10 protein-coding genes are annotated in these 13,749 nt (G+C 49.7%); all 10 read left to right on the plus strand.

The annotated features are described in order from the left end of the window. Nucleotides 1-52 precede the first annotated feature (52 nt). The 10 genes from efp to V3C10_09600 all read left to right on the plus strand — a co-directional run bounded on the left by efp (nucleotide 53) and on the right by V3C10_09600 (nucleotide 13,719). Nucleotides 53-610, plus strand: a complete 558-nt coding sequence (gene efp / locus V3C10_09555) for an elongation factor P (GenBank protein WVP64032.1) — start codon at nucleotides 53-55, stop codon at nucleotides 608-610. Between the two features lie 226 nt (nucleotides 611-836). Next, nucleotides 837-1,529, plus strand: a complete 693-nt coding sequence (locus tag V3C10_09560; protein ID WVP64033.1) for a peptidoglycan recognition family protein — start codon at nucleotides 837-839, stop codon at nucleotides 1,527-1,529. 32 nt (nucleotides 1,530-1,561) lie between these two features. Further along, nucleotides 1,562-3,343 carry an arginine--tRNA ligase gene (argS, locus tag V3C10_09565; protein WVP64034.1) on the plus strand — a complete coding sequence of 594 codons (1,782 nt, stop codon included), beginning with the start codon at nucleotides 1,562-1,564 and terminating at the stop codon, nucleotides 3,341-3,343. A 61-nt stretch (nucleotides 3,344-3,404) separates the two neighbouring features. Further along, complete coding sequence (locus V3C10_09570; GenBank protein ID WVP64035.1) at nucleotides 3,405-6,566, plus strand: SNF2 helicase associated domain-containing protein; 3,162 nt, start codon at nucleotides 3,405-3,407, stop codon at nucleotides 6,564-6,566. Between the two features lie 255 nt (nucleotides 6,567-6,821). Further along, a complete protein-coding gene (locus V3C10_09575) occupies nucleotides 6,822-7,352 on the plus strand; it encodes a hypothetical protein (GenBank protein ID WVP64036.1) in 531 nt (176 codons plus the stop codon). Between the two features lie 505 nt (nucleotides 7,353-7,857). Next, nucleotides 7,858-8,337 carry a MarR family transcriptional regulator gene (locus V3C10_09580; GenBank protein WVP64037.1) on the plus strand — a complete coding sequence of 160 codons (480 nt, stop codon included), beginning with the start codon at nucleotides 7,858-7,860 and terminating at the stop codon, nucleotides 8,335-8,337. 91 nt (nucleotides 8,338-8,428) lie between these two features. Further along, nucleotides 8,429-10,237, plus strand: coding sequence for an ABC transporter ATP-binding protein (locus V3C10_09585; protein ID WVP64038.1), 1,809 nt, complete (start codon nucleotides 8,429-8,431; stop codon nucleotides 10,235-10,237). After that, nucleotides 10,234-12,099 carry an ABC transporter ATP-binding protein gene (locus V3C10_09590; GenBank protein ID WVP64039.1) on the plus strand — a complete coding sequence of 622 codons (1,866 nt, stop codon included), beginning with the start codon at nucleotides 10,234-10,236 and terminating at the stop codon, nucleotides 12,097-12,099. The genes V3C10_09585 and V3C10_09590 overlap by 4 nt, the downstream gene beginning before the upstream one ends. Nucleotides 12,100-12,298: 199 nt before the next feature. Beyond that, complete coding sequence (locus tag V3C10_09595) at nucleotides 12,299-12,538, plus strand: helix-turn-helix transcriptional regulator (protein ID WVP64040.1); 240 nt, start codon at nucleotides 12,299-12,301, stop codon at nucleotides 12,536-12,538. Nucleotides 12,539-12,732: 194 nt separating this feature from the next. Then, nucleotides 12,733-13,719 carry a diaminopimelate dehydrogenase gene (locus V3C10_09600; GenBank protein ID WVP64041.1) on the plus strand — a complete coding sequence of 329 codons (987 nt, stop codon included), beginning with the start codon at nucleotides 12,733-12,735 and terminating at the stop codon, nucleotides 13,717-13,719. Nucleotides 13,720-13,749 lie beyond the last annotated feature (30 nt).

The following is a 13,749-nucleotide window of genomic DNA, read 5'->3' on the forward strand; positions in this document are numbered from 1 at the left end:
TTATAGTATAAAATAAAAAAGATTAAGAGAATTTCAAGGAGGAGTATCATTTATGATATCAGCGGGCGATTTTAGAAACGGTATCACATTGGAAATTGAAGGTAACGTTTTTCAGATTATGGAATTTCAGCATGTAAAACCTGGAAAGGGTGCTGCATTCGTTAGAACAAAGATTAAAAACGTAATGAGTGGCGGTGTTGTGGAGAGAACATTCAGACCAACTGAGAAGTTCCCGGCAGCCAGAATCGACAGAGTGGACATGCAGTATTTATATTCTGACGGCGATCTGTTCCATTTCATGGATGTGAATACCTATGAGCAGGTGGCATTAAATGGAGAGACGATTGGCGATGCCCTGAAATTTGTCAAAGAGAATGAGATGTGCAAGATTTGTTCTTACAATGGTAAAGTATTCTCTGTAGAGCCTCCGTTATTTGTAGAACTGGAAATTACAGATACAGAACCCGGCTTCAAGGGTGATACGGCCCAGGGCGCTACGAAACCGGCTGTTGTTGAGACAGGAGCTACCGTTTATGTTCCGTTATTCGTAGATCAGGGAGACAAAATCAAGATTGATACACGTACAGGTGAGTATCTGTCCAGAGTTTAATAGAAGTTTAACTGAACGGCTGCCATGAGGAAAAAAGGGAGCTGCTGTAAAATATCCGGAGGAGACGAGCGAGATTTTACAGCAGTTCTTTTTGATTGACGAGGGAGACCTGTGCGCAGAGCGTACAGGTTATCGCTGATTGAAGGCGGTAATCTGTTACCGGACGGAGCGCACGGGTCACCGTTAACAGTGAAAATGGGTTAAGGACATAAGAGGAGAGGAACGGATGGAGAAGGAGAGAAGGGAAAGCCGTCATGCAGACAGCGCAAAAGAGCTGAGACGCAGGCAGCTGATCCGTAAAAGGCTCATCATCCGCTGTGCCATAGGAATTATTGCGTTTATTCTGGGAACCGGGACGGGATGGTTGTTACGGGGGACAACGATCCGCAAACCGATTGATTTGAGCGCCATCAAGGCGCCGGAGTGGATTGACCAGCAGTTTTTATCGGTGAATCCATATTCCAGGCCGGGTACAAAACTGGCGTCGGTGAATGCCATTGTCGTTCATTATATCGGCAACCCGGGAACCACGGCCCAGCAGAACAGGGATTATTTTGAGAGCCTGAAGAATCAGAGCGGCAGTAATACGACATCAGTGAGCAGCAATTTTGTCATCGGGCTGGACGGAGAGATTATCCAGTGTATCCCGATTGACGAGAAATCATTTGCTTCCAACAACCGTAATTCCGATACGATTTCCATCGAGTGCTGCCATCCCGGCGAGGATGGTGAGTTTACCGAAGAGACGTATGAATCGCTGGTGAAATTGACCGCCTGGCTCTGCAATGAACTGGATTTGAGTTCCAGGGACGTCATCCGCCACTATGATGTGACGGGAAAAGCATGCCCGAAGAATTTTGTAGACGATGAGGACGCCTGGAAGAAATTTAAAAAAGATGTGAAAAAAGCGATGCGATAAGCAAAGGCAATACTTAGAAGGAGATTAGTCCGATGAAAAAGATAGTTGACCTGATCATAGAAGAATTCAAACCGGCGTTCACAGGCTGCGGATATGATGAGAAGTATATCCGCGTCACCCTGTCCAACCGCCCGGATCTCTGTGAATATCAGTGTAACGGCGCTATGGCGGCGGCCAAGGCCTATAAAAAGAAACCGATTGACATTGCCAATGAGGTGGTGGAGAAGCTAAAGGACAGCCCGATGTTTTCCGAGCTGAATGCGGTAATGCCCGGCTTTATCAACATCCGTTTGAATCCGGAATACTTGGCGGATTACGTGAACAGGATGGCAGAGGACGGGAAATACGGTCTTGAGGAGGCGAAGGAGCCGGAGACGATTATCGTGGACTACGGCGGAGCCAATGTGGCGAAGCCGCTTCATGTCGGCCATCTGCGTGCGGCCGTGATCGGCGAGAGCATTAAACGCATCTGCCGTTATATGGGACACAAGACCATCGGCGATGTGCATCTGGGTGACTGGGGCCTTCAGATGGGTCTGATAATTGAGGAGCTTCGCGACAGGAAACCGGAACTTCCTTATTTTGATGAGAACTTCAAGGGAGAATATCCGGCGGAAGCGCCGTTTACCATTTCCGAGCTGGAGGATATTTATCCGGCAGCCAGCGCCAAAGCAAAAGAAAAGACGGAAGCGGGAGAGGCATTTAAGGAGAGGGCCCAGGAGGCCACCTTTAAGCTCCAGAGCGGTTATGAGCCGTACCGCGCCATCTGGAGACATATTATGAATGTTTCCCTGGCTGATTTAAAGAAGAATTATAATAACCTGAATGTCTACTTCGATCTGTGGAAAGGCGAGAGCGATGCCCAGCCCTATATTCCGGGACTGATTGAGGATTTAATTCAAAGAGGCATTGCCTATGAGAGCGAAGGCGCTCTCGTGGTGGATGTGGCACAGGAAGGCGATACGAAGGAATATCCTCCCTGTATCGTGAGAAAATCCGACGGGGCGGCGCTTTATGCCACCTCGGATCTGGCTACTCTCATCGAGAGGGAGAAGGATTATAAACCGGACCGTTATATCTATGTGGTGGACAAACGTCAGGATCTCCATTTTCTCCAGGTATTCCGCGTTGCGAAGAAGGCCGGAATTGTGAAGGAAGATACAAAGATGATTTTCCTCGGTTTCGGCACGATGAACAGCAAGGAAGGCGGACCGTTCAAGACCAGGGACGGCGGGGTAATGCGTCTGGAAACCCTGATTAAGGGAATTAACGAGGAAGTCTATAAGAAGATTCAGGAAAAACAGAAGGTACCGGAGAATGAGATGCAGCGCACCGCCGAGATCGTAGGCCTTGCTGCGCTGAAATACGGCGACCTTTCGAACCAGGCAACAAAGGATTACGTATTCGACGTAGACCGTTTTATCTCCTTTGAGGGCAACACAGGACCTCATATCCAGTATATGATCGTCCGAATCAAGTCCATCCTGGAAAAATATGCGGAGCTTAAGGGCGCTGACGCTGCGAAAGCACCGATCCGTCCGGCTCAGTCGGTGACGGAGAAGGAACTTCAGCTGGAACTGTGCCGTTTCGGCGAAGTGGTCGAGGCGGCCTTTAACGAGACGGCTCCCCACAAGATCTGCCAGTATATGTCTGACCTTGCGGATGCTTTTAACAATTTCTATCTGGAGAATAAAATTATTGCCGAGGAAGATGCTGAAAAACAGGCTGCATTTATCAGCCTTATCACACTTACGAAAGAGGTGCTGGACACCTGTATGGATCTTCTGGGAATGGAGTCTCCGGAACACATGTAATATGCTTTTACAGGCGGCTGTCCACTGAGGGAGCCGCCTGTCATCTATTGGAGGGGTCAGTTTGAATATCAGGGATATGGCGGTTGACACGTTCTGGAAGGGAGAAGTACGTGTTCAGGCGGTGGTGGAAGACGGTGACGGGACATACAACACCAGGATCTTCATTAAAAACGGGGAGATTTATGATTACCACTGTACCTGTGCACTGGGCAATTCCTATAAGGGAGCGTGTGTCCACGGCCGGACATTGCTAAAGGAATACGGGGCCCGGGAACGGGAGAACAGAAGCATTCCGATATCGACTTCGCCGTCTGTCAGGACGATGATCCGCGAGTATACAAACCGTGAGGTTGCCCGGATTATGGGGGAAGAGATTTCAGAGACTGTGAGCCTTGTGCCGCGTCTCATTGTGGGACACCGGGGCGTTTCCCTGGAATGCCGCATCAAGGAAAAAAGGCAGTATCTGATTAAGGATTTAGGGGCATTTTCCGATGCGGTCAGGACGGGAAAACGGGTGGAGTACGGAAAAGGGCTTGCCTTCGAGCACAGTCTCTCGGCATTTACGCCGGAGAGCCGTCCGCTGGTGCAGATGGTGATAGAAGAGACGGGAATCTACAGGGAACATTTTGAAGATATCAGGAAGAGGACAAATACCACAGTGCCGCTCCTGAATACCATTTTCCTGAGTAAACCGGCCTGTGACCGTTTTTTTGCAATCATGGAAGGAAATGTGATTGACACGGAGGATTACAAGGGGCACAGAAGGGAACTTCTGCTTCTTAAGGGAAAACCTGCCTTCTACGTCCATGCAAAACGGATTGGCCGGGAGGGAATCGAGATCTCGGTGCCGGAGGAGCTGATGGCCTTTCAGGGAGAAAAGAGCCTCTATGTGGCAGATGAAAACTGCCTGTACTGCTGCGACCGGGAAAGCACGGAAATCCTGTCCTTATTTTTAAAACACATTTTATCCGAGCCGGGAGGAACGCGCAGGGTGAGGGTGAATGAGAGGGATATCCCACTCTTTTACGAGAGGGTTTTAAAAGGACTGGATGAGGCGGGACTGTTGAAGACGGAGGGGATCGACTGGGAGCAGTACAGACCGGGAGAGCTGAAAGCCAGGTTTGAATTCGACAGCAGCGAGCCGGGGGAAATTGCCCTGAAACCGACGCTGTCCTATGGAGATTTCTCATTTCATCCGCTGGACGATGAACGGATCCCGAAGGAAATCTGCAGGGATGTGCCGGGGGAGTTCCGGATCAGCCGGCTCATTACGAAATATTTTGAGTTCCGGGAGAATAATGGGGAAGCTTTAGTCATCCGGGAGGACGAGGACGCCATCTACCGTCTTTTGAGCGAGGGGATGGACCGGTTCCGGGAAATCGGCGAAGTATGGGTTTCCGAGAATGTCAGAAACATCCGAGTGCTGGAACCTCCCAGAATATCCCTGGGGGTTTCCGTCAACGGAAACTGGCTTGACCTTAAGGTGGACGCGCAGGGGATGACGGCCACGGAGATGGCCGGAATCCTTTCGGAATACCGGCAGAAGAAGCAGTACTGCCGGATGAAAAACGGAGATTTTTTACGGCTGGACGACGACGGCCTTCTTACGCTCCTGAAGCTGTCGGACGGCCTCGCTCTCGGCAAGAATGATTTTCAGTCGGGCGTCATAAAGCTGCCGGTTTACCGGGCGTTTTATCTGGAAAGCCTGGTGAGGGAGAACGGGCATATTCCGTTTTCCAGGGACAGCTGCTTCAAGACGATCGTAAGGGATCTTCAGCTTTCGGAAACCGTAGGTTATGAACCTCCGGACGAGCAGGGGAGTGTGCTCAGGGAGTACCAGAAAGCCGGTTTCGTCTGGATGAAAATGCTGGATGTGTACCGGTTCGGCGGTATCCTTGCCGATGATATGGGCCTTGGAAAGACACTTCAGATGATTACGCTGTTGGTGTCTGAGAAGGAGGAACGGAAGGAAGACGGCGGGGACTGCGTATCCCTGGTGGTCTGCCCCGCTTCACTCATATACAACTGGGGACATGAGATTGCCGCATTTGCCCCCTCCCTTAAGGTACTTCTGGTAACCGGGCCGCAGGCCGAGAGACAGAAGGAGCTGGAGCACATAAAAGAGTACGATGTGGTGGTCACTTCTTACGATTTGCTCAAACGCGATCTGCCGTTTTATATGGAGCACACCTTCCGTTTTGAGGTGATCGACGAGGCGCAGTATATCAAGAACGCATCCACCCAGAGTGCGAAAGCGGTCAAGGCCGTCAGGGCCGTGACCCGCTTTGCCCTGACGGGAACCCCGGTGGAGAACCGGCTCAGTGAGCTGTGGAGTATCTTTGATTACCTGATGCCGGGCTTTCTATTTACCTACCGTAAGTTTAAAACCATGTTTGAGATACCGATTGTAAAAGAGCAGAGCGGGGAAGCGCTCGAGAATCTCCACAGGATGATCCGCCCGTTTATCCTGAGAAGGCTGAAGAAGGATGTCCTGAAGGAACTGCCCGATAAGCTGGAAAAGGTGGTTTACTCGGCGCCGGAAGGCAAACAGAAAACCCTTTATCAGGCGGCGGCCCTGAAACTGCGCCAATCTCTTCTGGAGGATGAAACGGCGGTGGAGGGCGGCGGAAAACTGCAGATACTGGCCGAGCTTACGAGACTCAGACAGCTGTGCTGCGATCCCTCTCTCTGTTTCGAACGTTACAGCGGGGAGTCGGCCAAGCTGGAAACATGTATTTCCCTCATTGCATCGGCAGTGGAGTCGGGGCATAAGATTCTTTTGTTTTCTCAGTTTACCTCCATGCTCGCAATCATTGGCCAAAGGCTTAAAAAAGAAGAGATTTCCTATCACCTGCTCGTCGGCTCCACGCCCAAAGAGGAGAGGAACCGGATGGTGAATGATTTCCACCGCGACGGGGTGCCGGTTTTCCTGATTTCCCTGAAAGCGGGCGGTACGGGGCTTAACCTGACGGCGGCCGACATTGTGATCCATTACGATCCATGGTGGAACGTGGCCGCACAGAACCAGGCGACGGACCGCGCCCACCGCATCGGACAGAGCAGACAGGTGACGGTGTATAAGCTGATTATGAAAGATACGATAGAAGAAAATATTTTAAACCTTCAGGAAGCGAAGAAAAACCTGGCTGACCAGATTGTGACGGAAGGAATGGTTTCTCTGGCGGAGCTCAGCAGAGAGGAACTGATACGGATTTTAAGTTAATATGGAATGAAATACCTGAAATGGCCGTCCTGGAAAATGGGGCGGCTGTTTTTGTGCAGGAAAAACAGGGAAAGTGGGCAGATTCAGGCTGGTGGAAAGGCTCCAACACAATAAAATGGCTAAAATAAGCTAAATATTTTAAAATATGGCTAAATAATATTGACAAAACAGAATGATATAGCTATAATAAAAGCATAAAAGAAATATAGTAGCTTGATTAAGCTAAAAGAATGATATTTCAGAAAGGAGTTACATATGCAGGTTGATAAATTAGAGGGCAGAGTGGCCTATAACGGTTTACAGAGTTTTGAAGTCGATCTGGAAAAAAGGGCAACGAGCATGGCGCTGACGGAGTGGATCAGGGAAATCTGCAGGGATGGAAAAATGCATGAGGCTGCGGAGATAAGAGAGTACATCGACAGCAGGCAGGGCCAGGGGGAATTTTATACCCAGGGCCAATTGGCAGGCTGCCTTAAGAACATGGTGCGCCGCGGTGAGCTGACTAAGGCAGGCTGGGGAAACTACAGGGCGGAACCCAATCTGGGGCTGAAGCTGAAGACAGCGTCTCCGTCTACGGCCGTTTCGGCAAAGAAAATGGATGCGGAAAGCGATCCTACCCCTGCCGGCATCGTCAGACAGATAAGGGCCAGCTGGGAGATTATCCGGGCACAGATGGACGGTTTTAAACTCAGCCAGTTATCGGATCGGGAATTTCAGTTTGTTTCAGACTTCAGGAAAATGGATGAGGGTATACAGGATTTCTGCATGCGGTATGAAGATGACTGATAAATGGACAGGATGAGGCAAGGTCCCCTGTCCAGCTGTGGGGCAGGGGATGAAAGCGGGCGGATATTATATCAGAGAAGTGAGAGAGGAGGAGATGATATGTCTAAATATGAAAAGATTATGATGGCATTATCGTCAGGCCAGCTTCTGGTTTCCCTGGTAATGATGGTGGTAAGTGTAATGATCAGATAAAAAATGCGTGCATTGCTGCAACAATGCACGCGGTGACCCAAAAGGATCGAATAATATAACGGTTTAGCAGATATAATATCCGCATATCCAATATATCACAGATACAGCATGTTGTGCAAACAGTATTTTGAGGCGGCAGGGAGGAAGATTTCCCTGCTGTTTTGAATTGGGACGGAAATAACAGAAAACATTTTCGTATCCTTTTTTTCATTTACGGATATTAAGATTCTCTTCACGAAAAATTCACTTGACATAAGTTAACTAACTAATTATCATATAGTTAATTATTAGAAGGCTAACAAGGAGGTTAAAAATGAACTGTGACTTTCATGACAATATGGAAACCCGTAATCACGAACTGGTAGAAAAATATTTTATGGCAAATAAACTGCACAGGATGTATCTCGAGCGGGAACTGAATAAATCGGGAGTATACCGGAGCCAGCATCAGATCCTGATGTTCATTTCCAGATGCCCAAACGCATCACAGAAGGAAATCGCTAACAGGCAGCATGTTTCTACCGCGACCATAGCCGTCTCCCTAAAAAAGATGGAAAAAGGCGGATATATCAGCCGCGTGGCTGATAAAGACGACAACCGTTTTAACCAGATCTGCATTACGCCCAAGGGGCAGGCGGTTGTGGAAGGCAGTGAGAAAATATTTAAAAAGGTGGAAAACGCCCTTTTTGCCGGATTTACCGACGAAGAACTGGATCAGTTTGAGGGGTTCCTTGATAAAGTACGTCTCAATCTGGAATATCTTTTCCAGGAAAGTGATACAAAGACAGAATAGGATGGTTACCGTTCACCGCAGTGTTCTGCAAAGCATGCTGCCGTTTACACAGTGAGTGGTGACACAAGATTAGCCTGGAGGGAAAGACAATATGAAGAGATATAAAAAATATGTCACGCCGTATCTGAGCGCCTTTATCATCGGGCCGCTTATGATGCTGACGGAGGTGTTCGGAGAGATTATGCTTCCAAAACTGATGTCCATGATTATCAACAACGGTGTGGCGCAGCGTGATGCGGGTTATATTATCAGAATCGGATTTGTGATGATTCTGACTACGGTGCTGATGGCGGCGGGAGGAATCCTGGGCGCCTATTTTTCAGCTAAGGCCTCCATCAGTTTCACCAGTGATTTGAGGAAGGATGTATTTTCCAGAGTCCAGCAGTTTTCATTTAAAAATATCGATGAATTCAGCACGGGTTCCCTGGTCACCAGACTGACCAATGATATTCAGCAGGTCCAGAACGTCATGATGATGGGACTGCGCCTGATGCTGCGCGCTCCCGGAATGCTGATTGGGGCGCTTATCATGGCATTTCTGATGAATGCGCGTCTGGCGGTAATCATTCTGATTGTCATCCCGCTTCTGACGGCGGCGATTGCAACGATACTGAGGCTGGCGTTCCCGCGGTTTGAGGTGATGCAGAAGAAACTGGACCGTCTCAACAGCGGCATACAGGAAGTCCTGACCAATGTCAGGGTAGTGAAATCCTTCGTCAGGGAGGATTATGAAAGTGACCGCTTCAAAGTGATGAATGCGGACTTAAAGGAGAGCAGTTTAAAGGCGATGCGTATCGTCATTGCAACGATGCCTGTCATGATGCTGGCAATGAATGTGACGACAATCGCCGTTGTCTGGTACGGAGGCAATATTATTATTGCAGGAGAGATGGCGGTTGGGGATCTGACCGCATTTACCACCTATATTGTACAGATCCTGATGTCCTTAATGATGCTGTCCATGGTGTTTTTACAGAGTTCCAGAGCCATGGCGTCGGTAAAACGTATCAACGAGGTCATGGATACCGAAATCGATCTGACCGATGCGGACGCGGGCAGAAAGGATGCTCTTGTTACGGAAGGGCGGGTAGAGTTTAAGGACGTCTGTTTTTCCTATGGCAATGACCGGGATTACGTCCTGGAGCATATTGATTTCCAGGTGAAGGGAGGCGAGACGGTGGGAATTATCGGTTCCACCGGAAGCGGCAAGACGTCCCTGGTACAGCTCATACCAAGGCTTTATGAGGCCACGTCGGGGCAGGTGCTGATCGATGGGATCGATGTGAGGGATTACTCGCTGAAACATCTGAGGGACGGCGTGGGCATGGTGCTTCAGAAAAACGTACTGTTCTCCGGCACCATTGAAGAAAACTTAAAATGGGGCAATGAGGAGGCCGATATGGAGACGGTCAGGCTGGCGGCGGAGAGCGCCCAGGCGGACGGTTTTGTGACCTCATTTGCCCAGGGATACGGCACGGAAATGGGTCAGGGCGGCGTCAATGTGTCAGGCGGACAGAAGCAGAGGCTCTGCATTGCCAGGGCGCTCCTGAAAAAACCGAAAATCCTGATCCTGGACGACAGCACCAGCGCCGTGGATACAGCCACGGAAGCCGGGATACGAAAGGCATTCAGGACAGCGCTAAAAGACACGACGAAATTCATCATTGCACAGAGAATCAGCTCCGTGGAGGATGCCGACAAGATTATTGTACTGGATGACGGAAAGATCATCGGTATGGGAAGGCACGGCGAACTCCTCGCCTCCTGTGAGGCCTACAGGGAGATTTATGAAACCCAGTACGGCAGAAAGAGCGGCGGTGAAGAGGAGAGCGGCAAAAACGCGGAAGCGCCGGCACAGGCAGCGACGGACGGAAACGGCAGACAGGAGGTGCAGGCATGATGGATCAGAGAAGAATTGAAAGCCTGAAACGGCGCTACGGAAACAGAGTGGCGGACGCTCCGAGGAAGAAGCACGGCCCCGGCCGCATGGCGGCAAAAGGCGGCGGGAAACCGCAGAACAGTAAAGAGACGGTAAAACGGCTTTTATCCTATCTGGAAAAAGACAGGATGTGGATGATAGTTGCATTTGCCTGCGTCATTGTGAGCACCCTGACCAATCTGGCGGGAGCCTATATGCTGCGCCCGATTATCAATACCTATATCGTGCCTCTGGACGGCAGCAGAGGAGACAGCGCAGGCCTGTTCCGGGCTCTGCTCGTGATGGCGGCCGTTTATCTGCTCAGCGTGGCGGCAAACTATACGCAGTCCCGCATTATGCTGACCATTGCCCAGAACGCGCTGCAGCGTATCAGGGAAGAACTGTTTGCAAAGATGCAGAAGCTGCCCCTGAGATTTTATGACACCAATAACAACGGCGATCTGATGAGCCGTTTTACTAACGATGTGGATACCATCGGCAATATGCTGAGCAGTACGCTCGTTCAGTTGTTTTCAGGAGCGCTCAGCATTATGGGAACTCTGCTCCTGATGATATACACGAATATATACCTGACTGTAATCACGGTGGTGATGATTCCGCTGATGATGAAAGCGGGAGGCTTTGTGGCATCCAGAAGCCAGAAGTACTTCTCGGCCCAGCAGTCGGCCCTCGGCGCCCTCAACGGTTACATTGAGGAGACAATCCAGGGACAGAAGGTAGTGAAGGTATTCTGCCATGAGGAGGTAGCGGAGGAGGAATTCGGCTATCTGAACGGCGATTTAAGGGATAAACAGATAAAAGCCCAGTTCTTCGGTGGAATGATGGGTCCGGTAATGGGAAACTTAAGCCAGGTCAATTACGCCCTGACGGCCTGCATCGGAGGTCTGCTCTGCGTTTTTAAAAATTTTGATGTGGGCGGCCTCACGGTTTTCCTGAATTTCTCAAGGCAGTTTTCAAGGCCGATCAACGAGATTTCAATGCAGATCAGCAACGTATTTTCCGCACTGGCCGGTGCAGAGCGTGTATTTGCCGTGATGGATACGGAGCCGGAGCCTGAGGACGATGCCGATGCGGTGTCTCTTCAGCCGGTGAAAGGCGAAGTGGTGCTTGACCGCGTAACCTTTGGATACAATCCGGATAAGGTGATTCTGGACGATATCAGCCTCTATGCAAAACCGGGGCAGAAAATCGCGTTTGTCGGTTCCACGGGAGCCGGTAAGACGACGATCACCAACCTGATTAACCGTTTTTATGACATCCAGTCGGGAAGCATTACGGTGGACGGAGTTGACGTCCGTCACATGAAACGCAACGAACTGAGGCAGAATATCGCAATGGTTCTTCAGGATACCCATCTGTTCACGGGCACAGTCATGGAGAACATCCGTTACGGCCGTCTGGACGCGACTGACGAGGAAGTAATCGAGGCTGCAAAGACGGCTTCCGCCCATTCATTTATCATGCGTCTGCCGAAAGGGTATGACACAATGCTGGAAGGGGACGGAGCCAATTTAAGCCAGGGCCAGAGGCAGCTTTTGAACATTGCCAGGGCCTCGGTTTCAAAGGCGCCGATACTGATTTTGGATGAAGCGACAAGTTCAGTAGATACCAGGACAGAAAAGCATATCGAGCACGGCATGGATCGGTTGATGAAGGACAGGACGACGCTTGTTATTGCGCACCGCCTCTCTACGGTCCGCAACGCCAACGCCATTATGGTGCTGGAGCATGGTAAGATAATAGAAAGAGGTGATCATGAAGACCTAATCCGCCAGAAAGGCCGCTACTATCAATTGTACACCGGACTAAGTGAGCTGGAATAATGTACTTTTACAGTAACTGTCCAGATGGCATTTTTCCGCAAATCGGTAATAATTGGGATACCGAAGAGCTATCTTTTGGAGCGGAAAAGTCGTAAGCTGGAAAAAATTTCCATAACCTTACATTCAGGATGATATATCGCCCGGCTCTTTGCGATTTTTCGTATAAACTAGATTCATACGAAAGATTGGAGGTCATAAGATGCAGATATGTGAGGCGACTGTGAAAAGGATCAGGGAGCTTCTCAAAAGGGACCGGCTCACTTTGTATGCCCTGTCGTATAAGACCGGGATGCCGCTCTCAACGCTGAAATGTATTCTCAACGGACGCAGTAAAAATCCGGGCATAGTCAATATCCAAAAGATTGCCGAAGGATTTAACATGTCCATAAGGGAATTCTATGCCTGTGATTTGTTCAATAACCTGGATCAGGAGGATTGAGCGGAGTCTCTTAAAGAGAAGAGTTAAACAGGCCGGCAGGAGCGGGCAGCAAATGGAAAAACAGTTGTGGAAAGAATATAAAGAATAGATCTGGAAAATTTTATTTATTTATTGTATAATAGGGAACAACTGACGAGGGAGTGAGGAATCACTCCCTTTTTATGCCCAAAAACACAGATGGAGGAAAAGAGAATATGAGTATCAGAATCGGTATTTTAGGCTATGGAAATCTGGGAAGGGGGGTCGAGTGCGCAATCAGGCAGAATCCCGATATGGAATTAAAGGCTGTATTCACAAGACGCGCCCCCGAGACGGTAAAAATCCTTACGGAGGGTGTTCCGGTGCTTATGGTGGAAGAGGCGGAGAAGATGAAAGATCAGATCGACGTCATGATTCTCTGCGGAGGCAGCGCAACCGATCTTCCGGAGCAGACGCCTCATTATTCGCAGTGGTTCAACGTGGTGGACAGCTTTGACACACATGCAAAGATTCCGGAGCATTTTGATGAGGTGGACAAGACTGCAAAGAAGGGGGGCAGGATTGCCGTTATCTCGGCCGGCTGGGATCCCGGCATGTTCTCCATTGCCCGCTTATATGCCATGGCGGCCCTTCCGGACGGGGAGAATTATACATTTTGGGGCAAGGGCGTAAGCCAGGGCCACTCAGACGCTATCAGAAGGCTTGAGGGCGTGAAGGATGCCAGGCAGTATACGATTCCGGTAGAGAGCGCGCTTCAGGAAGTAAGAAGCGGAACGAATCCGGAACTGACTACGAGACAGAAACATACGAGAGAGTGTTTCGTCGTAGCGGAAGAAGGAGCGGACAAGGCAAAAATTGAGAATGAAATAAAGACTATGCCGAACTACTTCTCTGATTATGATACAACCGTTCATTTCATATCGGAAGAGGAGATGAAAAGAGATCACAGCCGTCTTCCTCACGGAGGTTTCGTATTAAGGGGAGGAAAGACAGGCTGGAATAAAGAGAACGGCCATGTGATTGAGTACAGCCTGAAACTGGATTCCAACCCCGAATTCACATCCTCAATCATTGTAGCCTATGCCAGGGCGGCCTATAAGATGAATGCGGAAGGGCAGAGCGGATGCAGGACCGTATTCGACATTGCGCCAGGCTATCTCGTTGCAGAGAGCGCAGCGGAGCTGAGAAAGAAATACTTATAATATAGATTGCCGAATCCGCAGGAACCGTTG

The organism is [Clostridium] symbiosum, from assembly GCA_036419695.1.
Classification (GTDB): Bacteria; Bacillota; Clostridia; order Lachnospirales; family Lachnospiraceae; genus Otoolea; species Otoolea symbiosa_A.

What these genes read in the sequence shown, in the direction of transcription:
- V3C10_09560 (WVP64033.1), top strand. Translation starts at nt 837, where the DNA reads ATGGAGAAGGAGAGAAGGGAAAGCCGTCATGCAGACAGCGCAAAAGAG.
- V3C10_09575 (WVP64036.1), top strand. Translation starts at nt 6,822, where the DNA reads ATGCAGGTTGATAAATTAGAGGGCAGAGTGGCCTATAACGGTTTACAG.
- efp (WVP64032.1), top strand. Translation starts at nt 53, where the DNA reads ATGATATCAGCGGGCGATTTTAGAAACGGTATCACATTGGAAATTGAA.
- V3C10_09595 (WVP64040.1), top strand. Translation starts at nt 12,299, where the DNA reads ATGCAGATATGTGAGGCGACTGTGAAAAGGATCAGGGAGCTTCTCAAA.
- V3C10_09600 (WVP64041.1), top strand. Translation starts at nt 12,733, where the DNA reads ATGAGTATCAGAATCGGTATTTTAGGCTATGGAAATCTGGGAAGGGGG.
- argS (WVP64034.1), top strand. Translation starts at nt 1,562, where the DNA reads ATGAAAAAGATAGTTGACCTGATCATAGAAGAATTCAAACCGGCGTTC.
- V3C10_09580 (WVP64037.1), top strand. Translation starts at nt 7,858, where the DNA reads ATGAACTGTGACTTTCATGACAATATGGAAACCCGTAATCACGAACTG.
- V3C10_09585 (WVP64038.1), top strand. Translation starts at nt 8,429, where the DNA reads ATGAAGAGATATAAAAAATATGTCACGCCGTATCTGAGCGCCTTTATC.
- V3C10_09590 (WVP64039.1), top strand. Translation starts at nt 10,234, where the DNA reads ATGATGGATCAGAGAAGAATTGAAAGCCTGAAACGGCGCTACGGAAAC.